This is a genomic window from Rhodococcus sp. KB6 (genome assembly GCF_001445685.1).
GTDB lineage: Bacteria > Actinomycetota > Actinomycetes > Mycobacteriales > Mycobacteriaceae > Rhodococcus_F > Rhodococcus_F qingshengii.
On record NZ_LNAK01000134.1, the window covers coordinates 504,348 to 525,216 of the forward strand.

At 62.7% G+C, this 20,869-nt stretch carries 19 protein-coding genes and 6 tRNA genes; 14 read left to right on the forward strand and 11 right to left on the reverse strand.

Going from position 1 to position 20,869, the window contains the following annotated elements; translation table 11 throughout:
• Positions 1-3 precede the first annotated feature (3 nt).
• From ASU23_RS22285 to ASU23_RS22295, 3 genes are read right to left on the reverse strand one after another with little or no spacing between them, the layout of a single operon-like run.
• Entirely contained in the window at positions 4-1,287 is a 1,284-nt protein-coding gene (locus tag ASU23_RS22285) for a glycosyltransferase family 87 protein (RefSeq protein ID WP_042449935.1), read from the reverse strand.
• 60 nt (positions 1,288-1,347) lie between these two features.
• Positions 1,348-2,901 (reverse strand): alpha/beta hydrolase, encoded by a 1,554-nt coding sequence (locus tag ASU23_RS22290; protein WP_058038723.1) that lies wholly within the window; start codon positions 2,899-2,901, stop codon positions 1,348-1,350.
• Positions 2,902-2,920: 19 nt separating this feature from the next.
• Positions 2,921-3,670, reverse strand: a complete 750-nt coding sequence (locus tag ASU23_RS22295) for a pyrimidine reductase family protein (protein WP_042919913.1) — start codon at positions 3,668-3,670, stop codon at positions 2,921-2,923.
• 43 nt (positions 3,671-3,713) lie between these two features.
• Between ASU23_RS22295 and zapE the strand changes: the two genes are divergently transcribed.
• The gene (zapE, locus tag ASU23_RS22300; RefSeq protein ID WP_058038724.1) at positions 3,714-4,730 is read left to right on the forward strand and encodes a cell division protein ZapE; all 1,017 of its coding nucleotides are present in this window, start codon (positions 3,714-3,716) and stop codon (positions 4,728-4,730) included.
• A gap of 12 nt (positions 4,731-4,742) precedes the next feature.
• On the opposite strand, the gene ASU23_RS22305 is transcribed toward zapE, so the two are convergent.
• Positions 4,743-5,276, reverse strand: a complete 534-nt coding sequence (locus ASU23_RS22305; RefSeq protein ID WP_003942603.1) for an N-acetyltransferase — start codon at positions 5,274-5,276, stop codon at positions 4,743-4,745.
• 67 nt (positions 5,277-5,343) lie between these two features.
• A complete protein-coding gene (locus ASU23_RS22310) occupies positions 5,344-6,540 on the reverse strand; it encodes an MFS transporter (protein WP_058038725.1) in 1,197 nt (398 codons plus the stop codon).
• 116 nt (positions 6,541-6,656) lie between these two features.
• On the opposite strand from ASU23_RS22310, the gene ASU23_RS22315 reads away from it, so the two are divergent.
• Together ASU23_RS22315 and ASU23_RS22320 are read left to right on the forward strand one after the other, a co-directional pair.
• A complete protein-coding gene (locus ASU23_RS22315; protein WP_054781938.1) occupies positions 6,657-8,042 on the forward strand; it encodes a GH1 family beta-glucosidase in 1,386 nt (461 codons plus the stop codon).
• Between the two features lie 174 nt (positions 8,043-8,216).
• Positions 8,217-8,693 carry an alpha-isopropylmalate synthase regulatory domain-containing protein gene (locus ASU23_RS22320; protein ID WP_003942597.1) on the forward strand — a complete coding sequence of 159 codons (477 nt, stop codon included), beginning with the start codon at positions 8,217-8,219 and terminating at the stop codon, positions 8,691-8,693.
• Positions 8,694-8,839: 146 nt separating this feature from the next.
• On the opposite strand, the gene ASU23_RS22325 is transcribed toward ASU23_RS22320, so the two are convergent.
• The 5 genes from ASU23_RS22325 to ASU23_RS22345 form a co-directional block, all read right to left on the reverse strand.
• Positions 8,840-8,914 (reverse strand) — tRNA-Val (locus ASU23_RS22325).
• A 16-nt stretch (positions 8,915-8,930) separates the two neighbouring features.
• A tRNA-Gly gene (locus tag ASU23_RS22330) sits at positions 8,931-9,006 on the reverse strand.
• A 92-nt stretch (positions 9,007-9,098) separates the two neighbouring features.
• Positions 9,099-9,173 (reverse strand) — tRNA-Val (locus tag ASU23_RS22335).
• 1 nt (position 9,174) lies between these two features.
• Positions 9,175-9,245 (reverse strand) — tRNA-Cys (locus ASU23_RS22340).
• A gap of 25 nt (positions 9,246-9,270) precedes the next feature.
• Positions 9,271-9,343: transfer RNA gene (locus ASU23_RS22345), tRNA-Gly, on the reverse strand.
• Between the two features lie 293 nt (positions 9,344-9,636).
• Here ASU23_RS22345 and ASU23_RS22350 point away from each other — a divergent pair.
• The 9 genes from ASU23_RS22350 to pdxS all read left to right on the forward strand — a co-directional run bounded on the left by ASU23_RS22350 (position 9,637) and on the right by pdxS (position 17,972).
• A tRNA-Val gene (locus ASU23_RS22350) sits at positions 9,637-9,708 on the forward strand.
• A gap of 230 nt (positions 9,709-9,938) precedes the next feature.
• On the forward strand, positions 9,939-10,349 hold the full coding sequence (locus ASU23_RS22355; RefSeq protein WP_085989954.1) for a TIGR02611 family protein: 411 nt from the start codon (positions 9,939-9,941) through the stop codon (positions 10,347-10,349).
• Positions 10,350-10,482: 133 nt separating this feature from the next.
• Positions 10,483-12,540 carry a threonine--tRNA ligase gene (gene thrS / locus ASU23_RS22360; protein ID WP_058038726.1) on the forward strand — a complete coding sequence of 686 codons (2,058 nt, stop codon included), beginning with the start codon at positions 10,483-10,485 and terminating at the stop codon, positions 12,538-12,540.
• On the forward strand, positions 12,537-13,091 hold the full coding sequence (locus ASU23_RS22365; RefSeq protein ID WP_058038852.1) for an HIT domain-containing protein: 555 nt from the start codon (positions 12,537-12,539) through the stop codon (positions 13,089-13,091). Before thrS ends, ASU23_RS22365 begins: the two co-directional genes overlap by 4 nt.
• A gap of 81 nt (positions 13,092-13,172) precedes the next feature.
• Complete coding sequence (gene pgsA, locus ASU23_RS22370; RefSeq protein WP_037130749.1) at positions 13,173-13,850, forward strand: phosphatidylinositol phosphate synthase; 678 nt, start codon at positions 13,173-13,175, stop codon at positions 13,848-13,850.
• Complete coding sequence (locus tag ASU23_RS22375; protein WP_007732919.1) at positions 13,847-14,749, forward strand: phosphatidylinositol mannoside acyltransferase; 903 nt, start codon at positions 13,847-13,849, stop codon at positions 14,747-14,749. Before pgsA ends, ASU23_RS22375 begins: the two co-directional genes overlap by 4 nt.
• The gene (locus tag ASU23_RS22380; protein WP_003943332.1) at positions 14,746-15,873 is read left to right on the forward strand and encodes a glycosyltransferase family 4 protein; all 1,128 of its coding nucleotides are present in this window, start codon (positions 14,746-14,748) and stop codon (positions 15,871-15,873) included. Before ASU23_RS22375 ends, ASU23_RS22380 begins: the two co-directional genes overlap by 4 nt.
• Positions 15,870-16,892, forward strand: a complete 1,023-nt coding sequence (locus ASU23_RS22385; RefSeq protein ID WP_058038727.1) for an NUDIX domain-containing protein — start codon at positions 15,870-15,872, stop codon at positions 16,890-16,892. The genes ASU23_RS22380 and ASU23_RS22385 overlap by 4 nt, the downstream gene beginning before the upstream one ends.
• Positions 16,893-17,063: 171 nt before the next feature.
• On the forward strand, positions 17,064-17,972 hold the full coding sequence (gene pdxS, locus ASU23_RS22390) for a pyridoxal 5'-phosphate synthase lyase subunit PdxS (protein WP_003943338.1): 909 nt from the start codon (positions 17,064-17,066) through the stop codon (positions 17,970-17,972).
• Positions 17,973-18,073: 101 nt separating this feature from the next.
• Here pdxS and ASU23_RS22395 read toward each other — a convergent pair whose 3' ends face one another.
• Complete coding sequence (locus ASU23_RS22395) at positions 18,074-18,550, reverse strand: RidA family protein (RefSeq protein ID WP_058038728.1); 477 nt, start codon at positions 18,548-18,550, stop codon at positions 18,074-18,076.
• Between the two features lie 162 nt (positions 18,551-18,712).
• On the opposite strand from ASU23_RS22395, the gene ASU23_RS22400 reads away from it, so the two are divergent.
• Both ASU23_RS22400 and ASU23_RS22405 read left to right on the forward strand, forming a co-directional pair.
• Positions 18,713-19,135: an NUDIX domain-containing protein gene (locus ASU23_RS22400; RefSeq protein ID WP_030536863.1), complete on the forward strand. Its 423-nt coding sequence runs from the start codon at positions 18,713-18,715 to the stop codon at positions 19,133-19,135.
• 128 nt (positions 19,136-19,263) lie between these two features.
• Positions 19,264-20,772, forward strand: a complete 1,509-nt coding sequence (locus tag ASU23_RS22405) for an HNH endonuclease signature motif containing protein (protein ID WP_058038729.1) — start codon at positions 19,264-19,266, stop codon at positions 20,770-20,772.
• The last annotated feature ends 97 nt before the right edge of the window (positions 20,773-20,869 follow it).

Sequence of the window (20,869 nt, forward strand, 5' to 3'; positions counted from 1 at the left end):
ACGCTAATGCTTTGTCGCCGTTTCGGCTTCGTGGGCAGGTGAGACGGTATCGAGTGGGGGATCGAGGAGGTACGCGGGATCGATTCCCCGATCCAAGCGGCCCTCTCGACGCGCGACCAGATACCGGTATCCGAGGACACAGAAGATCACGATCAGCAGAAGGCTCCAGCCGAGGGTGCTCTTGGTGTATTCGGCCGCCCGGCCGAAGGTCGGCCAGCGGTTCGACCACCAGCTGTCGAACGTCATGAAGCCGTAGACGGCGAGCCAGGCCGGCCAGTTCCGCATGACCGAGTTCTTGAGCACCACGGACATCAGGAGCGGGAGCAGCATCATCGAGTAGTACATCTGGCCGAGCGAGGGCAGCAGGAACGACGCGGTCATGATCACACCGGTCGCGGTGGTGAGGAAGAACAGTTCGTCGTTGCGGTAGTAGCGGTACAGAAGCCACAGCGAGACGACGACCATGGCGGCCAACACGACGCGCAAGAGCAGGATCAACCATTCGGGCAGACCGAAGTAAGCGCCGTTTCCGACAATCGAACTGTTGAAGTAGTCACGAGATTCGAGCAGGTACGGCACGGTGCGGCGGACGAAGTCCATCGGATCCGACGCCAGCGGCCATGCCACGACCGTGAGAATGAACGGGATGCCCAGGGCGGTGACGAACACCTTCCACTGACCGCGAACGAGTGGCAGCAGGAGCAGCGGCGCGAGAGTGGGTTTCACTGCGATGGTGAGACCGATCGCGGCGCCGGCCCACAGATCCTTCTTGCGCATCAGCAACAGGAGGAAGGCAACTTCGCCCAGCAGGACGAGGCCGTTGATGTTGGTGAACACCAACGTGTTGGTGACCGTCTCCGACATGAACGCGCCGAGCACCAGAATCGGCGCCGCGATGGAACTGATCGTCAGGTCGAACAAGCGCAACAGCAGGTAGAGAGCCACGAGAATGGCGACGGCATTGACACCGATGAACAGCCACCGTGAGCGCTCGGGATCGAGGATCGCCAGGGGTGCCATCAACAAGGAACCCGATGGTGGGTACAGGTAATGGGGGTCTACGGAGTTGAAATCTGCGGTGTAGACGTCGCGCCCGTTCCAGAACGCCAGCGCGGCGTTGTAGACCGGTCGGAAGTCATCGGTGATGGCGCCGTTGACTGCTGTGACGATGACACGATTGAGCACTGTCATCACGGCGATCGGCCACAAAACGAAGTTGACGACTTGTTGGGTTGTCCGCCCGGTACGCGGCTCGAGCTGTCGAAGGAACACTTCGGCACGGTACACCGGAGCAGGGTGTGATCGGGGGATGCACCCCTTTTCGGTCGTGGTGGACGAGCGCCCGAGTCAGGCCGGGCACACGCTTCCGTTACTGGGAAGGGAGGCGTCGCTGAGGTAGAGGCGCATCGCCTGTTGAGCGCAGGTGGATTGTGCCGCGGGGTGACCCGCACCTTGCCAGTCCAGAGTTGCGAAGCGCGATCCTGCATTGGTCACGACGCCGGTGACGGTCGAGAGTCCGGAGTTCCCGACGGCCGGGTCACCCTGACCGCTCAGCACGAGGACTGGGGGCTTCAACTGATTCGGCAGGGGGGAGTTGGCGGTCGACGGCCAGCTGGCGCACGCCAGCAACCCGAGCGCGGCTTCTCGCCCGAACACCGGATAGTTGGTGCCCCAGGTGTCCGCAAGCTCGCGCGCACGCCCGATGCCCGGCCATTGCATGCCGTCGGTGCACCGTCCGATGAACTGGCCGTCGCCGTCCACCTCATTCTCCGCCCGGGCGGCGCGCTCTCGAATCGGCGAAGCGTTGCCGGTACCGAGCGCGGACAGAGCGTCGGACAGTGAGCGGGTCTCCTGCTCACGGTTGGTTCCGGCAGTCCACAGGCTGGCCGAAATCGCGTTCGACACCGCAGCGGCGGACAGCGGCTGGAATTCATCGGCGCGAGCGCGCTCCATCAAGTCCGTGACCGATTTCTTCGGATCAGGTCCGAGCGAGCACCTCAGCGCCACACATCGCTGAGCGAATGCCGCCAATGCCGCTTCCTCGCCCTGCACGCGGCTTTCGGCCTCGGTGGCAGCGTCGGTGGCCACCGGAGCGGGAGAATCGAGGATCAATCTCGCGAGGTTGTTCGGGTGGGCCGCCGCATAGCTCAGCGCGATGTCCGAGCCGGACCCTGCCGACCACAGAGCGATGGTCTCGACGCCCCACCGTGTACGTAGAGCGTCGATGTCCTCGGCAGCGGAGTCCGCGCCGAACTTCAGTTCTTGAGGGTCGAGGTAGTCGGTGCAGGCAATGGTGGCGTCGTGACCGAGAGCGGCGACCGCATCGGCGGCGTCACCGGTGGAATCCGCGTCGAACTGGCCCAGATCGTGAAGGCCGCGCCGAATTTCCGGCGTCATGCAGTCGATTGCGGTGGACCTGTCGATTCCGCGTCGATCGAGGGCAACCACGGGATGTTCGGCGAGAACCGTGTTCAAGCCGGATGCGGCGAGCATGGCCAGAGAGTTTCCCGACGAACGATCGGTGCCCGATGTGAACACGATCGGATACGCGTCGGCAGGCGTCGACGAGGTCCGAGCGCGGGTCAAGCCGGCAGTGAAGTTGCCGTCGATGGCGCCGGTCACGTCGATGGGGGCATTGAATTCCGCGCATTCGAGAATGACACCGGCGCTCGACGCCGCGAGAGCCTGGTCGGCGAGTGACGTGCCGGTGCAGTCTCGCCACGGTATGTCATCGGTCGGGACGCCAGGGTCAACCGGCGGCGCATCGGGCGACGGTCCCTCGCTCTGGGCAGGGCTGCCGTCGGTGCGGCCTTCGACCGCGACGGCGGGCCGAAGCGACGGACCGGCGCCGCACGCACAACACGTCGCGAGGACGACGGCCATCAAAGCAACTCTGCGCATGCCGACCAGAGTGCCAGGTTCACCGACGTGGCTGCTGACGAACCCATCGAGTGAGGATCGTGCCGTCCGTATCACCGAGAATGTGCGCGGGACGCATGGCTGTGGGCATTGCGTTGGGGGAGAGTGAGATTCGGCCGACTTTGCTCCCCACCAGTTGAGGTGACGTGGTGATGCAGAGTTCGTCGACGGCATTGTCCTCGATCAACTGCCCGAAAAGTGACGGTCCGCCCTCGCACAGCACGCGACGGAGCTTGCGAGCCGACAAGGCCCTGTCGATGTCGCCGCTGGTGACGTTCGGTGAGTCCGTCACCTCCACCTGCGCTCCGGCAGATCTCAGCGCCGAAATTGCCGCGGAGTCCGCGTCGCGACCGACAACAAGGATCGGTGGAACTTCGGTATCGCGAAGGAGTCGGCTTTCGGGGTCGATCGACGCGTGCGCCGAGACGACGAGGATCGGTGGGACCGGAGCGAGGCCGTCGGCAGTGCGACGCGCCCGGGCTTCGTCCGAGACCTGCACACCCCCGTAGTTCTCGGCTCGCGCTGTGCCTGCGCCGACCACGACGACGTCACAAAGTTCGCGCAAGATCCCGAATACCGACTTGTCTGCCGGTGTGCCCAGTCCACCGCTCACTCCGTCGACGGCGACGCACCCGTCGATGCTGGAAACGAAGTTCACGCGCATCCAGGGTTGCGAGAGGTTCTCCGGATAGGCGTACAAGCCGCGGAGTTCGTCGTCGTGGCCTGGTGTGAAGTAGGTCGCAATATCCATACGGTGCACATGAGAGATCACATCACGTAGATACCCTTGACGGATGCATGAACGTCTTGTCGATCGAAGCCCGGTGGTACCCGCCGATCAACTGGTAGCTCAAATGGTGCCTCCCGCAATGTTCGACGAGGTGAGTTTTGCGTCCTACATTCCTGATCCGAAGGAACCGAGCCAGGCAGCTGCTGTCGCCAAGGCCGAGGAATTCTCCAAGCGCGTCACCAAGATCCGTAGTGGTGGACGCCGCGGACTGTTCGGCAAGAAGACCCAGGCGACCGGCGTCGGCCTGTACCTCGACGGCGGGTTCGGTGTCGGTAAGACTCACTTGCTGGCGTCGATCTTCCACAGCGTTCCGTCGCCGAAGGCTTTCGGAACCTTCGTCGAGCTGACACACGTCGTCGGCGCTCTCGGCTTCAACAAGGCGGTCGAAGCGCTCGCCGACCACAGCGTTCTCTGCATCGACGAGTTCGAGCTCGACGATCCGGGCGACACCATGCTCGTATCCCGCCTCCTTTCGGAGCTTTCCGCGCGCGGCGTGTCCATCGTCGCGACGTCGAACACGCTTCCCGGCCAGCTCGGGGAGGGTCGCTTCGCCGCCCAGGACTTCCTGCGCGAGATCAAGAAGCTCGGCTCGATCTTCGAGACGATTCGCGTCGACGGCCCCGACTACCGTCACCGCGATCTCCCGCCCGCACCCGAGCCCATCTCCTCGGAGGAGTTGGTCTCTCGGGCCGACGCCATCGACGGCGCCACGCTCGACAACTTCGACGAGCTGTGCAAGCACCTCAGCACCCTGCACCCGTCGCGGTACAACAAGCTGGTCGAGGGTGTGAAGGCCGTGTTCATCGACGGTGTCCACCCGGCAACGGATCAGTCCGTTGCACTGCGCATCGTGGTTCTCGCCGACCGCCTGTACGATGCGAGCATCCCGGTCACCGTTTCCGGCGCACGCCTTGACGAGATCTTCACCCCCGAGATGCTCGCCGGTGGGTACAAGAAGAAGTACTTGCGCGCGACCTCGCGCCTGCTCGCACTTTCTCGTTTCGAGGTCGCGGCCGGCTAGTCTGCACGCCTGTCAGCTGACGGGGCGCTCCATCACGAAATCGTGGTGGAGTTGTGCGCCCACGAGGAAAGTCTTCGTGCCGACCTGTGTGAAACCGTGCTTTGCGTAGAACTTCTGGGCGCGCAGGTTCTCCTGATTGACGCCCAGCCAGATCCCGGCACTTCCGCTGCGTCGTGCGTGGTCGACAACCGCGTCCATCAAGGATGCTGCCGCGCCGGTTCCGTGGTTACCCGGAAGCACGTACAACTTGCTGAGTTCTGTTGTCGGGCGAAGTGTCACAGCAGCTTTGACGTCCGGGTCGGCGGGCTCGTCGTCGACAAGCATCGCGTAGCCGACGATCGAACCGTCGCGAATGACCTTGAGAACGGTTCGCGTCGGATCGGTCAGGTACTCGGAGAACTTGTCGACGGAGAGAACGTTGTCGATGAAGGCACTGATGTCGTCGTCGGATGCGTCCGGCGGACACGCCAGTGGAAATGTCACCGCTGCCACGTCGGCGATTGCTTCGGAATCCCAGATCCCGGCCCGGTCAACGGTGATCGTCACGTCAGTTTCTGCCTCTCGCGCACACAATTCGGTCGATCAAGTACACCACTTTCCTCGGGCGCAATGCTCAAGCGGCGTTCTCGGCGACCGGAGTTGTGGCTCGTTTCGGTGCGAACGCGGGAGCAAGAGCTATCAAGATCGCGCAGAACGCCAGCGGAATCAGGAACCCGATTCGAAGGTCACTGAAGGCAGCGACCGCGCCGACGATGCCGCCGCCGACGACTGTGCCGACGTAGTTGAAGAGGTTGATGCGTGCGATCACCGCATCGACCTGATCCGGGGGAGCCATCCTGCCGGCAGCGCTGAAGCAGATCGGAGCGATCACCGGTACCCCGAGCCCGACGATGAGGAACCCGGCGATGGCAACGGCGGGAGATTGCGCGAGGACGACAACTGTCATACCGACTACGCCGATGAGAGAGCCGATCCGCACGACGGTGGTCTCACCGAATTTCCCGACCCAGTAGTCCCCGGTCAGTCGTGCGACAAGTGCCGCGATCTGATACGCCGCCACGGAAAGGGCAGCGGTCCCGGCGTCGGCGAGCAGTTCGTCCTTGACGTACAGAGTCGACCAGTTTCCGACGCTGAAGTCGACCGCGTAGAACAATGCCATCGCGACGCCGAGGAGGACGAAGGCGCGGGTGGGTACCGCGAATTTTGCGGTGCTCGTGATGTTTGCCTCGGCAACCGGAGACTCGGACCGATCGAGCAGTTGCGGGCCGAAGGCCAGAAGCATCAGTCCGACAACAACTCCAGCGATCACCTGCGTGACGCGGATCGAAATGTCGAGGCCTGCGGTAGCAGAGATGAACAGGGCGCCGACAATCGCTCCGACGCTCCAGGAAGCATGGAACGAGGAGAGGATGAAGCGGCCCTTGGCGTGTTGGATCGAGACTGCCTGCATGTTGGCGGCCGCGTCGACCATGCCGAGTCCGATGCCGTAGATCGCCAGGAAGACGAAGAACATCGCTGCGTTGGGCGCAATTCCGGTTGCCCCGCCGAAGACTGCGATGACGGCGAGCCCAGTTCGCAGGGTCATCTTGCTCGACGTTCTCACGGCCAGCATCTCGGCGAGCACGCTGCCGAGCCCGGCGATGACGGACACGGTGACAACCGCAACCACAACCAGTGTCTCGCTCAGCTCGAACAAGTCCTTGTACTGCGGCAGCTGCGTCAGAATGGCGGCGAGCAGAAATCCTTGAAGTCCGAAGGCCACCGAAGTGGCGATCCGAGCCCTCGTCAGGGTGCGGGTGTTATCCGTCATCAAGCAGGGCCTTTGTCTCGTTCGTTCGGTTAGGCCGAACGGTACTGGATCTTGATACTGGTCGAGTGTCCAACAAAGCTGCGTGTTTTGCACGGTTCTTTGATTAACTGACCGACATGACTCGGCAGCCGACACCAGAATTTCCGACTTCCTTCGTCTGGGGAACCGCCACTGCGGCCTATCAAATCGAAGGAGCTGTGGCCGAAGACGGTCGCGGACCGTCGATCTGGGACGAGTTCTGTGACCGTCCCGGTGTTGTCGTCGGGGGCGACACCGGGACGGTCGCTGCCGATCATTATCACCGCTGGGAGTCGGACATCGAGCTGATGAATCAGCTCGGGCTCGACGCCTATCGGCTGTCTCTGTCGTGGTCGCGCATTCTGCCCACCGGATCGGGGGCCGTGAATGCGAAGGGGCTCGACTTCTACGACCGCCTGATCGACCGACTGTGTTCGGTGGGAATTACTCCTGCCGTCACGCTCTTTCACTGGGATCTGCCCCTTGCCTTGCAGGAGCAGGGCGGCTGGATGAACCGCGACACCTCGTATCGGCTGGGGGAGTATGCGCAGGTCGTCGGCGAGCGACTGTCGGATCGGGTCGGAATGTGGATGCCGCTCAACGAACCAGTTGTGCACACGCTTTACGGGCATGCCCTCGGAGTTCACGCCCCCGGACTGGCCCTGGGGTTCGAGGCTTTCCAAGCCGCACATCACCAGCTGCTCGGGCATGGCCTCGCTGTCGAAGCGCTTCGGGCAACCGGATGCACGAACATCGGAATCGCCTCGAACCATGCTCCGGTGCGTGCCGCTTCGGATTCGCCGGAAGACGTGATGGCTGCCGACATCTACGACCACGTCGTCAATTGGATGTTCGCCGACCCGGTTCTGGTCGGGAAGTACCCGGCCGACGAATTCGCTCAGCTGCTCAGCGGTCCTGTCGACGAGGACTTGAAAATCATCGGGGCGCCGCTCGACTGGTACGGGATCAACTACTACGAGCCGACGATGATTGCCGCTCCGGTGGAAGGCCAGGGGACCGAAGGTGTGCTCGAAGTCGACCTCCCCCCGGGCCTGCCCTTTGCCCCTGTCGCGATTACCGGTTATCCCACAACCGATTTCGGTTGGCCGATCGTTCCCGAGGGGCTGGGCGAGATCTTGCGGACGTTCCACGCCCGCTTCGGTGACGCACTGCCGCCGATCTACATCACCGAAAGCGGATGTTCATTCCACGACGCCCCGGATGCCGCAGGCGTCGTCGACGACGAAGCACGAATCGACTATCACGATGCGCACCTTCGCGCGCTCCGATCGGCAATGGACGACGGTGTCGACGTCCGCGGTTATTTTGTGTGGTCACTTCTCGACAACTTCGAATGGGCTGCGGGATACAAGGAGCGATTCGGCCTGGTACACGTCGATTTCGACACCCAGAAGCGCACACCGAAGACCTCGTTCGAGTGGTATCGCGCCCTGATCGCCGAGCACAAAGCGGCTCAGGTCTGACCTGTGCGGAGGCGGTCTGGGTTGCATTCTCGAACCGGGCCGCCTAGCCTCGTCTCTCATGAAGCGAATTCTCGTAGTAAGCCGCCGTAGCGGGGTCTGAATCGGACCGACCCCTCGCTGCGGGTCGTCTTGCTACCAGTTGGTCCTCCACTTCATTCCAGGAAGACCACGATCATGACTTACAACTTCGCTTTCGCTTCTGATTCTTCTTCTGCTGCTGATCCCTTCGCGGCGCGTCACGGCAAATCTCTGCCCGCCGGCTTGCGTGCCGAATGCTCAGCGATGTCGTGGACCGAGTTCGAGTCCACGTATGCGGCTATGAGCGGCCCGATCCGTCTGGGTGCGTGGTCCTCCGAGAAGATTGCGCCGGGTCGTTGGACCTTCGAAGCGACTCTCGGTCTGGGGGAGCGTATCCAGAAAGCGTCCGCCACCTCGACCGGCGCGATCTCGGCCATGACGTCGATGCTGCACGACGCGGGAATCTCGCTCGAGATCCTGTCTTTCCATCAGCACCAGATCGGCCACCGCACTGCGACGTTCATCTTCACCGAGTGCGACGGCCGTCGGAGCTGGGCGATGGGTATCGCGGAGTCGTCGACGGAGTCCTCGCTGCGCGCGATGACTTCGGCAGCGAACCGCTTCTCTCACTGAGCAGTTACAACAATCTGATCAGCTACATCAACCGCAGTACTGACGTGGATTCCCGAGGGGGCTTGCGTCAGTACTGCGGTTGATGTGTTCGGCGCTCGAACGCAAAAAGCCGGAACCCTGAGGTTCCGGCTTCTTGCATTCTCAAATGGTGCGCGATACTGGGATTGAACCAGTGACCTCTTCCGTGTCAGGGAAGCGCTCTCCCGCTGAGCTAATCGCGCGGGTTCTGGAGAAAAATGGAGCGGACGACGGGATTCGAACCCGCGACCCCAACCTTGGCAAGGTTGTGCGCTACCAGCTGCGCCACGTCCGCATGAGCAATGAACTCCGTTACGGGAACTCAGTACTTTTCTAACTTATCAGACCTGCAAGCAGGTCTTGACCATCAGGCCCGAAGGCCTGACGTGGTGCGCGATACTGGGATTGAACCAGTGACCTCTTCCGTGTCAGGGAAGCGCTCTCCCGCTGAGCTAATCGCGCGAGGTGGAGACGGGAATCGAACCCGTGTGCACGGCTTTGCAGGCCGTTGCCTCACCACTCGGCCACTCCACCGTAAAAGGTTGAGTCACACCTCTCGAGCGGACGACGGGATTCGAACCCGCGACCCCAACCTTGGCAAGGTTGTGCGCTACCAGCTGCGCCACGTCCGCATCGCACCGTGTTGCTTGGGGAGCTGCTCGCTCTCCTCGGTGCGTTGGAAACATTAGCCGACCGTGTTGGATACACACAAATCACCAGCTCAGTGGCGTGTTCGGAGTCGAATCGGCCCGTCGCGCGCGTTGCAACTGTCCGTCTTGGCGATGAATACGGTCTGAAATCAGCTCGAATTCGTAGATTTCGGGGTCGCCTGGAGCAAAACGAATGCCAACCTGGTGATTCGTATTCATCGCGCAGCCGTGTTAATGTTCCAACTCGTTCGAGCGCATGCGTTCGGATGACTTACGGTCCCGTGGCTCAGTGGGAGAGCGTCCGCTTCACACGCGGAAGGTCGCTGGTTCGATCCCAGCCGGGACCACAGAAAAATACTGAAGGCGTTCCCGATCATCGGGGACGCCTTCAGTCGTTTGAGAGCACAGCTGTTTGAGAGCACAGCTGTTCGAGGGGCACGGTCGTTTCGGCATGCAGACCGTCGTCGCAGGTCGCCGGGCGACGATTTCGGTAGCCTGGTCGGTGAGACATTTCGCGACCGAAAAGGTGACTGCTTTGAGTACCGAAAAGGTCGATTCTTCCGTCGACGATTCAGACCTGTCCGTCTTCCAGGACGCAGAGTCCCGCTGGGAGCGGTGGCGCGCGGGAATCGCCGCGCGGCCCACCCTCAATCTTGCGTACCGCATCGGCGTCGGAGTCGTGGGCACGATCGTGTTCGCCGCCGGCATCGTGGCTATTCCGTACCCCGGGCCCGGTTGGCTCATCGTTTTCGCCGGCCTCGGCATCCTGGCGTCGGAGTTCGCGTGGGCACATCGACTCCTTCATTTCGCGAAGGCTCGATACGACCGGTTCATGGAATGGTTCGGCAAGCAGTCGCTGTTCGTCAAAGGGTTGGGCGTTCTGTTCACCACAGTGATCGTCCTGGCGACTTTGTGGGTGCTCGGCACTTTCGGCCTGATCGGGACATGGGTGGGCCTGGACTACTCGTGGCTCGAGTCGCCGCTGTGAGTTGAACGCGGCCCGGTTTCCTTCACTCGGTTGTCTCACCATGTCGGTAGGGCCGATAACATGATCGTGCGCGTGCTCGCAGTGGGTACGACGCCTGTCTAACTTGTCGCAATACCTTTAGGAGCACATCGCCGTGACCAGTCCCGCGCCAGAGCACTCAGCCGCCCCACTTCGGGTGCCCGCGGGGACGACCGCCGGGACTGCAGTGCGCGAAGCCGGATACCCCACGAAGGGGCCCGACGTGATCGTCGTTGTCCGCGATGGCGAGGGAACGCTCAAGGATCTGTCGTGGACACCTGAGGTCGATGTCGACGTCGAGCCGGTGGCAGCATCCACGGAGGACGGCCGCAGCGTCATCCGGCACTCCGCGGCCCACGTCCTCGCGCAGGCGGTTCAGAAAGAATTCCCCGACGCGAAGCTCGGCATCGGTCCGCCGATCAAGGACGGCTTCTACTACGACTTCGCGGTGGACCGCCCGTTCACTCCGGAGGATCTGGCCAAGCTCGAAAAGCGTATGAAGCAGATCATCAAGGGATCACAGCGCTTTTCGCGTCGAGTGGTCGATTCGATCGAGGACGCTCGGGTCGAGTTGGCCGACGAGCCGTTCAAGCTCGAATTGATCGACGACAAGTCCGGTATCGACGATCCCGAGATCATGGAGGTGGGTGGCAACGAGCTGACCATCTACGACAATCTCGATCCTCGTACCGGCGACAAGATCTGGTCCGATCTGTGCCGCGGCCCGCACATTCCGACCACCAAGCACATCCCGGCCTTCAAGTTGACCCGAAGCTCCGCCGCCTACTGGCGTGGCAACCAGGACAACGCCGATCTTCAGCGTGTCTACGGCACCGCGTGGGAGTCCACCGAGGCTCAGGACGAATACCTCGAACTGCTCGCCGAGGCCGAGCGTCGTGATCACCGCAAGCTCGGTACCGAACTGGACCTCTTCAGCTTCCCCGACGAGCTCGGTTCGGGTCTGCCGGTGTTCCATCCCAAGGGCGGCATCATCCGCACCGAGATGGAGAACTACTCGCGCAGCCGCCACATCGAGGCGGGCTACGAGTTCGTCAACACTCCGCACATCACCAAGGGGCATCTGTACGAGGTTTCCGGTCACCTCGACTGGTACCGCGACGGCATGTTCCCGGCGATGCACGTCGACGAGGAACTGAACGAGGACGGCACCGTGCGCAAGCCGGGCCAGGACTACTACCTCAAGCCGATGAACTGCCCGATGCACAACCTGATTTTCCGTGCTCGCGGACGCTCGTACCGTGAATTGCCGTTGCGGCTCTTCGAATTCGGCTCGGTCTACCGCTACGAGAAGTCCGGCGTCATCCACGGACTGACCCGCGTGCGCGGCATGACCCAGGACGACGCTCACATTTACTGCACCCGTGAGCAGATGCGCGACGAGCTGACCACCACGCTGCAGTTCGTGCTGAACCTGCTCAAGGACTACGGCCTCGACGACTTCTACCTCGAGCTGTCCACCAAGAACCCGGACAAGTTCGTCGGTAGCGACGACGTCTGGGAAGAGGCAACTGCAACTCTCGCCGAGGTCGGCGAAGCTTCCGGGCTGACTCTGGTGCCTGATCCGGGCGGAGCCGCCTTCTACGGTCCCAAGATCTCCGTTCAGGTCAAGGACGCACTCGGCCGCACCTGGCAGATGTCGACCATCCAGCTCGACTTCAACCTGCCCGAGCGGTTCGAGCTCGAATACACCGGCACCGACGGCGTCAAGACTCGTCCGGTCATGATCCACCGCGCGCTGTTCGGCTCGATCGAGCGGTTCTTCGGTGTCCTGACCGAGCACTACGCGGGCGCGTTCCCGGCGTGGCTGGCGCCGGTGCAGGTCGTCGGAATCCCGGTGGCCGAGGCCTTCGCCGATCACCTGTTCGACGTCACGAAGAAGCTCAAGGCAGCCGGTGTTCGCGCCGAGGTCGATTTCAGTGACGACCGGATGCAGAAGAAGATCCGTAACCACACCACGCAAAAGGTCCCGTTCATGCTCCTCGCGGGCGAGCGTGACGTGGAGGCCGGCGCGGTCAGCTTCCGTTTCCGCGACGGCACCCAGATCAACGGCATTCCCGTCGACGACGCCGTCCGGATCATCACCGAGTGGATCGGCCGCCGCGAGAACGCCTCGCCGACAGCCGAACTGGTGCAGCCAAGCGTGGCGCAGTGAGCGCCCCCGGTGACGACGGTCCGGGTTCGCTGATCGACCACGGCGTCGGTGACCCTGACCATTTGCAGCGCATTTGGTCGCCGCATCGGATGTCGTACATCACCGAGGCGCCCAACACCCCGGGCACGACGGGTGAACCGTTCATCGACATTCCGAAGATGTCGGACGAAGAAGGACTGATCGTTGCCCGCGGTGAGCATGTCTATGCGGTTCTGAACCTGTATCCGTACAACCCGGGGCACCTGATGGTGGTTCCGTACCGCAAGGTCGCGGCACTCGAAGACCTGACGCCGGAGGAGAGCGCCGAGTTGATGGCGTTCACCCAGCAGGCGTTGCGGGTGATCAAGAGCGTGTCGAATCCTCACGGATTCAACGTCGGCCTGAATCTCGGTGCCGCTGCGGGCGGTTCGCTGTCCGAGCACCTTCACCAACACGTAGTGCCACGTTGGGGCGGCGACGCCAACTTCATCACCGTGCTCGGTGGGGTCAAGGTGATGCCGCAATTGCTGCGGGAGACCAGGGCACTACTCGCCGGTGCCTGGCAACAATAGGTTGACGCATCCGGCTTCATGGCAGGATGCATTGCTGCAACGAGTTCCGAACCGGAACTCACGACGGGGAGGGTTCCTGCGGTGTTGAGCTTCTTCGGGCGCGCATCGGTGTCCAAGGTGACGGCACCTATGGGGAAGGCGCTGGTCAAGACCGGTCTGACGCCGGACTCGGTGACGGTGATCGGCACGGTGGCAAGCGTCGCCGGTGCGGTGACGCTGTTTCCGTCCGGACATCTGTTCTGGGGAACCATGTTCATCTGGTTCTTCGTCATGTTCGACATGCTCGACGGCGCAATGGCTCGTGCTCGCGGCGGCGGAACGCGGTACGGGGCGGTACTGGACGCGACCTGCGACCGCGTAGCCGACGGCGCGATTTTTGCCGGCCTGGCCTGGTGGGCGGTTTACCACGAGAACAGCAAGTGGCTGCTCGTCGCGACGCTCATCTGCCTCGTCACCTCGCAGGTCATCTCGTACGCGAAGGCGCGTGCGGAGGCGAGCGGGCTGACTGCGGACGGCGGGTGGATCGAGCGCCCGGACCGACTGATCATCGTGTTGGTCGGATCCGGCCTGACGGGTATGGGTCTTCCGTGGGCAATCCACATCGCGATGTGGGTACTTGCCGCCGGAAGCATCGTGACGGTCTTCCAGCGAGTGCTCGCGGTGCGCAATTCCCCTGGCGCCCGGGAACTTCTGCCGATCGCCCCGGCCGCATCGACGGTCGAAGGTGCGCCGAACACGGACGGCGAGGCAGAGAAATGAGCTTTGCCGAGCGTGCAACCGATCTGGGATACGCCGCGGGTTGGCGTCTGGTGCGAAGCCTGCCGGAATCGGTGGCGGTCAAGCTGTTCGACGCCGGAGCGGATTTCGCGGTACGCAAGGGCGGTCCCGAACAACTCAGGAAGAACCTCGCGAGAGTTCTGGGCACGACGCCGGAGGAAGTTCCGGATCAGTTGATCAAGGATTCGATGCGCTCGTACGCCCGGTACTGGCGTGAGGCGTTTCGTCTTCCGTCGATGGACCTGGTTGCGACAGGTAAGGCGCTGCATGCGCTGGTCGAGGGCCAGGAGCATCTGGAAAAGGCAATGGCTGCAGGTCATGGCGCGGTACTGGCGCTGCCTCACAGCGGTAATTGGGACATGGCCGGCGTGTGGTGTGTTCAGCAGTGGGGTGGGTTGACCTCCGTTGCCGAGCGGCTCAAGCCCGAATCCCTGTACGAACGGTTCGTCGACTATCGCGAGAGTCTCGGTTTCGAGATCTTTCCGCTCAGCGGAGGGGAGCATCCTCCGTTCGTCGAACTCTCCAAGCATCTGCGTGAGAACAAGATCGTGTGCCTGTTGGGGGAGCGCGATCTGGCGAAGAAGGGTGTGCCCGTCACCTTCTTCGGCGAACCTACTCGCATGCCCGCGGGCCCGGCGAAGCTCGCGATCGACACCGGCGCGCCGCTACTTCCGGTCCACTGCTGGTTCACTCCCGATGGTTGGGGTTTCAAGATCGACCCGCCGATCGACGTGTCCGGCGGAGTCGGCCCGGCCACGCAGGCACTTGCCGACCGTTTCGCGGTCAACATCGCAGCGCACCCCGCTGACTGGCACATGCTTCAGCCGCTGTGGCGCTCGGACCTCTCCGAATCGCGGCTCGCCCGCATGGAGGGTGAATGAAAATCGGCATGATCTGCCCGTATTCCTTCGACGTCCCCGGTGGCGTGCAGGCGCACGTGGTGGATCTGGCCGAGGTGCTGATCGAACGCGGCCACAAAGTGAGTGTGCTTGCGCCGTCGTCCGATGACGACGAGTTGCCGGATTTTGTGGTTTCCGCAGGTAAAGCCGTCGCGATTCCCTACAACGGTTCTGTTGCGCGGTTGTCTTTCGGCCCGACGGCGAACAACCGCCTCCGCAAGTTCATCGCGGAAGGTGACTTCGACGTTCTGCACATCCACGAACCCAATGCGCCGAGTCTGTCCATGCTCGCGTTGCGTATCGCGGAAGGCCCGATCGTCGCCACCTTCCACACGTCGACCACGAAGTCGTTGGTGCTGAGCACTTTTCAGGGTGTCTTGGCTCCGTATCTCGAGAAGATCAGTGGCCGGATCGCAGTCTCGGAGTTGGCGCGTCGTTGGCAGGTCGAGTCCCTCGGATCCGACGCCGTCGAAATTCCCAACGGCGTCGATGTCGCAGCGTTTGCCGAGGCCGATCTATTGCCCGGCTACCCGCGCGAGGGCGGAACCATTCTGTTCCTCGGTCGCTACGACGAACCGCGCAAGGGGATGGCCGTCCTTCTCGGTGCGTTGCCGGAGTTGGTCGAGCGTCATCCGGATCTCGAAGTGATCGTGGTCGGACGCGGCGACGAGGAGAAACTCCGCAAAGAGGCGGGCAAGTACTTCAAGCATCTCCGCCTGCTCGGGCAGGTCAGCGATGAGGAGAAAGCGTCGGCGCTTCGTAGTGCGGACGTCTACTGCGCGCCCAATCTCGGTGGTGAGAGCTTCGGGATCGTGCTGGTCGAGGCCATGGCGGCGGGCACTGCCGTCGTGGCCAGTGAGTTGGACGCTTTCCGCCGTGTTCTTCGCGACGGTCAGGCCGGCTTGCTGGTCCCCATCGGGAACTCCGATGCCTTGGCCGAGGCAATCGATTCCGTTCTCGGTGACCCGGATCGACGACGCGCGCTGGTCAACACCGCGACAAGTGTTGTTGCCGAATACGACTGGCCGGTGGTGGCCGAACAGATCCTGCGTGTCTACGAGACCGTCACGGTTGGCGGCACAGGCGTACGCGTGGTGGGGTCATGACCTTCTCCGCTCTGACGATCTTCATTCTCGGGCTCGTCGCTGCCGTCGTCCTGGTCGTCGGACTGTGGGCGTACGGGACGGCGAACCGACTCGATCGACTGCATGTGCGTTCGGATCAGTCGTGGTTGGCGCTCGATGCGGCTCTGTCCCGTCGTGCCGCGGTTGTCCGCGCGGCGGCTGTGGACATGAGCGCCGACGACGCCCGCAGATTCGTCACCTTGGCGGACGCCGCCGAACGTGCGGATCGTCAGGATCGCGAGCTTGCCGAGAACCGGCTGTCCAATGCTCTCGCTGCCTACGGCACGACGTCGCTGCGACCTCAACTGGTGGCCGAGTTGGCCGATGCCGAGGCGAGGGTCCTGATCGCTCGGCGGTTCCACAACGACGCGGTGCGCGACACTCTCGCGTTGCGTACGCGTCGACTTGTTCGCTGGCTTCACCTCGGGGGAACGGCACCGCTACCTCATTACTTCGAGATATCGGAGCGCACGACCGCGGCGGCGGTGCCCGAGGGCATCACCGTGGATACGTCACGGACCTCTGCCCGCGTGGTGATGCTGGACGAGGACGATCGGGTGCTGCTGTTGTGCGGCCACGATCCCAAGATCCCGAACACTTACTTCTGGTTCACCGTCGGCGGAGGGCTCGAACGGGGCGAACACCTACGGGCGGCTGCCGTTCGTGAGATCGAGGAGGAGACCGGATTCGTCGTGGCTCCGGAGAATCTGCGAGGTCCGCTCTGGCGTCGTGTGGCGATTTTCCCGTTCGACGGTGAGCTGATCCGTTCGGAAGAGCTGTTCTTTGCTACGCGCACTCACGGCTTCGAGCCGGTCTTCCAAGGCCACACGGAATTGGAACAGCGTGCCATCACCGGCCATCGCTGGTGCAGCGCCGACGAGATCCGCCGACTGGCCAAGTCCGGTGAGCCCGTCTACCCGTTGGATCTGGCAAACCTCCTGGTGGAAGCGGCGACGATTGCGGACGGTTCCGAGGATCCGGAAGTGCGTTCCATCCGCTGATCGTTCGGTCGTTCAGTGCTCGCGGGCAGTTTAAGGCCAGCAATGGCAAATTGGATACGGAATCGAAGGCCGGTTCGTCCTAGAGTTCTGGCCAGAGGCCTCCGCGCGAATGAACTCGTGTGTTCGCCGTGCCTTGTTTCTTTTGTCACGCCACTACTGCAGGAGTTTGCTGTGAGCACCCCCGACTCTGCCCCCACCACCGCCATCGGCACCGCCCGCGTCAAGCGCGGCATGGCTGAAATGCTCAAGGGCGGTGTGATCATGGACGTGGTCACCGCTGAGCAGGCCAAGATCGCCGAAGACGCAGGCGCCGTCGCCGTCATGGCACTCGAGCGGGTCCCCGCAGACATTCGCGCACAGGGCGGCGTCTCGCGCATGAGCGACCCGGACATGATCGACAGCATCATCTCCACCGTGAGCATCCCCGTCATGGCCAAGGCACGCATCGGTCACTTCGTCGAAGCGCAGATCCTGCAGAGCCTCGGCGTCGACTACATCGACGAGTCCGAGGTCCTGACCCCGGCCGACTACGCCAACCACATCGACAAGTGGAAGTTCACCGCTCCCTTCGTCTGTGGCGCCACCAACCTCGGCGAAGCGCTCCGTCGCATCAACGAAGGCGCGGCCATGATCCGCTCGAAGGGTGAAGCAGGCACCGGAGACGTCTCCAACGCCACCACCCATATGCGCACCATCCGCGGCGAGATCCGCCGGTTGACCTCGCTGAGCGAGGACGAACTGTACGTAGCCGCCAAGGAACTGCAGGCCCCGTACGAACTGGTCGTCGAGGTCGCCAAGGCCGGCAAGCTGCCGGTCACCATGTTCACCGCGGGCGGCATCGCCACCCCGGCAGACGCTGCCATGATGATGCAGCTCGGCGCCGAGGGCGTGTTCGTCGGATCGGGCATCTTCAAGTCCGGCAATCCGAAGCAGCGCGCCGAGGCCATCGTCAAGGCCACCACGTTCTACGACGACCCGGACGTGCTCGCCAAGGTCTCGCGCGGACTCGGCGAGGCAATGGTCGGCATCAACGTCGACGACCTGCCTGTCGGACACCGCCTCGCAGAGCGCGGTTGGTGACAGCAGGTTCGACGACTGGGCTCAGTGCCTGAAAGTCCTCACAGACGAAGGGGCGGCGGTTGCGTTGGCAACCGCCGCCCCTTCGGGGTGTGGCAGACCGATCAGATGCTGTCCGATACCTCGAACACGAACTCGACCTCGACGGCACTGTTTCGGGGTAGTTCGGCGACGCCGATCGCTGAGCGGGCGTGTTGTCCAGCCGAACCGAAGATCTCGGCCAGCAGGTCGGACGCACCGTTGATCACCTGGGGTTGCTGCGAAAATCCCGATCCGGAAGCAACAAATCCAACGACCTTGACGACCCGAACGATGCGATCGAGCCCGACTAAGGAATCGACTGCCGCGAGTCCGTTGAGAGTGCACAACCGCGCCGCCTGGGCGGCGTCTTCGACGGAGACGCCCTCGCCCAACTTACCGATGCACGTCGTAGTGCCGTCGACGAGCGGCAATTGCCCCGACGTGTAGACGTATGACCCCGTCTGAACGGCGGGGAGGTATGAGCCTGCGGGGGTGGCAACAGGCGGGAGGGTCAGGTCGAGTGCGGCGAGTCGTGCGGTCCAGGTACTTGCGTCGTTCATCGGTTCCTCAATGGGTTCTTTTGTCCGGGAATGGTGTTCGAGTCTGTCATCGGGAGTCTCGGCAAGTCCAAGTCGTATTTGCGCCCACCCCATCACTTTTGGTGATATTCGCCGTCGTCGGATTCAAAATGGTGTTCGAGTTGGCCACCTAAACTGTGTCGTATGTCGTCAATTCGTAACATCTCACTGGGGATACCTGTCCGTTCCGGTCACATACTCATACTCGACGGCACGGACTCTGTCACGGGGGAGAACTTTCATCGATTGATCGGTGGCGGTATCGAGTTCGGTGAGACGGCCGAGGCAGCGCTGCGGCGCGAGTTCGCGGAGGAACTCGGCGTCACGTTGGGAAGCGTCGAGTTGCTCGAGGTCGTAGAGAACATCTTCGAGTTCGAGGGGCGACCTGGGCATGAGATTGTCCATGTCTTTGGAGTCGACTCGGCTGACATCGATGCGTTTCCGCTCGACGTGCAACTCCGAGTCCTAGACGAAGGTAGTCCAGTCCACTGGGTATTGAGTGGTGGGTCCGACCGCCCTATCTACCCGGCCGAAGCTGCCCGCATTATCAACGCCCTGGTTCAGTAGGGGAATCCGTTGCCGGAACACGAGTGGCCGCAAAGGTTGCTCCGCAACAATTTTCGGTCAATCAGGATTGTTCGGACTGATTCCTGGAAATCATGGATATCGAACGTATATTCGAATAATGTTGAGGAATGTTCGATGACGGAGTAGGAAGTTCGGGTACCGCAGCGCAGCTGTCCGGTGCTGAATCCGACTGCGCCCTCATCGATCTCATCGCCGATCTGCATGCGCGCGAATCGATGCTCGTGGAACGGAAACTGGCTGCCATTGCCGAGTTTTTCGAGCGTCGCAGCGCTGACCACACTGATAACGGTGCTTGGTCGTCTACCGCTCACGAACTGGCTGAGGCCGAGCTCGGCGCGGCATTGACCATGGGCCGTGCCGCAGCGGGAAAGTTGATCGGTCTCGGCTTTTCTCTCAAGACTCGCCTCCATCGCACGCGTGCCGCCATGGCGCGCGGAGAACTGGATCTGTATCGAGTCGGATTGATCGACTCCGCTACGGCCAACGTAGCCGACGATTTGATCGACGAGGTGGAACGGCAACTCCTCGAGAAGATCTCGGCGCCCCCGATGCCTGGCGGTACCGGCTTGACGGGTCGCCGATTGACAGCGGCTATCGACCGGATCGTCGCCGTGGTGGATCCCGAGGGGATACGCGAACGTCGACGCCGCGCCCTGGCTGATCGGTTCGTGGGTGTGAGCGCTGCCGAGGACGGAATGGCGCGGATATTGGGGAGTATTCCGGCGGAGGAAGCACGGGCTTTCGACCGTCGGTTGCGGGAGTTGGCAATGTCGGTGTGTCGACACGATTCCCGTAAGTACGAGCAACGACGAGCTGACGCATTGGGAGCGTTGGTATCCGGATCGACGATTCTGCCGTGCGATTGCGGCCGGCACGAGTGCCCACAAGATCGAAGCGGGATTGTGGTGGTGCGTCGGCCGTTGGTTCACGTGGTCATGCTGGAATCAACGCTTCAGGGCGGTGACGCACCAGGTGCAGACGAACCCGCTCACCTCGACGGTTATGGAGTGATCAGTGCAGAGCATGCGCGTGACATCGCCGCGGGTGCGCTGATTCGGAAGGTGAAGGTACCAGCCGATGCCGCGCTCGAGTCTGCCGGTGAGGGCGAGCCAGTACCTTCGCCCGTCGTTCCTTCTGCGTTCGTGTACCGCCCCGGCGCTGTCCTCGACACCTGGGTGCGGGTGATCGCAGGAAGCTGCCAGTGGTTGCACTGCGATGTCGCTGCATGGAATTCAGATCTCGATCACACTGAACCCTTTGATCATCGCGATCCCACTCGTGGTGGAAAGACCGTGGCCTCGAACTTGAGTGCCTATTGTCGAAACCATCACCGCCTCAAGCACTCCGGTCAGTGGGTGCACACCTCGAACCCGGACCGCAGCGTCATGCTGACCTCGCCGACCGGACATTGCTACCGAACGAGGCCGTCAGGTCTGCTGGCGGGAATGCTCGAGCCTGTACTGCCCGAGGGTGGTCGGCGTCGGCGCACACGTCTGGAAAACAAGGCCGCTCGTGTGTGGGGGGAACGCCGGCGGCAGCGGATACGAATGCACCGGCGGATGAAGAAGGCACAGAGGAGGACCTTCGACGGCGGAGACGATCCACCGCCATTCTGAGTCGATGCGCCCCGTCGCTCAGTGTTTTCGGATGCCCACTTTGGTGGCCGGGGGTGCGTCAGGCATTGTGTGAAGGTCGGTAGACGTCGGTACACGG

Bases quoted from the DNA above. Each gene is read 5' to 3' on its own strand.
- ASU23_RS22290 (WP_058038723.1), bottom strand. From the start codon at position 2,901: ATGCGCAGAGTTGCTTTGATGGCCGTCGTCCTCGCGACGTGTTGTGCG.
- ASU23_RS22295 (WP_042919913.1), bottom strand. From the start codon at position 3,670: ATGGATATTGCGACCTACTTCACACCAGGCCACGACGACGAACTCCGC.
- zapE (WP_058038724.1), top strand. From the start codon at position 3,714: ATGCATGAACGTCTTGTCGATCGAAGCCCGGTGGTACCCGCCGATCAA.
- ASU23_RS22310 (WP_058038725.1), bottom strand. From the start codon at position 6,540: ATGACGGATAACACCCGCACCCTGACGAGGGCTCGGATCGCCACTTCG.
- ASU23_RS22315 (WP_054781938.1), top strand. From the start codon at position 6,657: ATGACTCGGCAGCCGACACCAGAATTTCCGACTTCCTTCGTCTGGGGA.
- ASU23_RS22320 (WP_003942597.1), top strand. From the start codon at position 8,217: ATGACTTACAACTTCGCTTTCGCTTCTGATTCTTCTTCTGCTGCTGAT.
- ASU23_RS22375 (WP_007732919.1), top strand. From the start codon at position 13,847: ATGAGCTTTGCCGAGCGTGCAACCGATCTGGGATACGCCGCGGGTTGG.
- ASU23_RS22380 (WP_003943332.1), top strand. From the start codon at position 14,746: ATGAAAATCGGCATGATCTGCCCGTATTCCTTCGACGTCCCCGGTGGC.
- ASU23_RS22385 (WP_058038727.1), top strand. From the start codon at position 15,870: ATGACCTTCTCCGCTCTGACGATCTTCATTCTCGGGCTCGTCGCTGCC.
- ASU23_RS22395 (WP_058038728.1), bottom strand. From the start codon at position 18,550: ATGAACGACGCAAGTACCTGGACCGCACGACTCGCCGCACTCGACCTG.
- ASU23_RS22400 (WP_030536863.1), top strand. From the start codon at position 18,713: ATGTCGTCAATTCGTAACATCTCACTGGGGATACCTGTCCGTTCCGGT.
- ASU23_RS22405 (WP_058038729.1), top strand. From the start codon at position 19,264: ATGTTCGATGACGGAGTAGGAAGTTCGGGTACCGCAGCGCAGCTGTCC.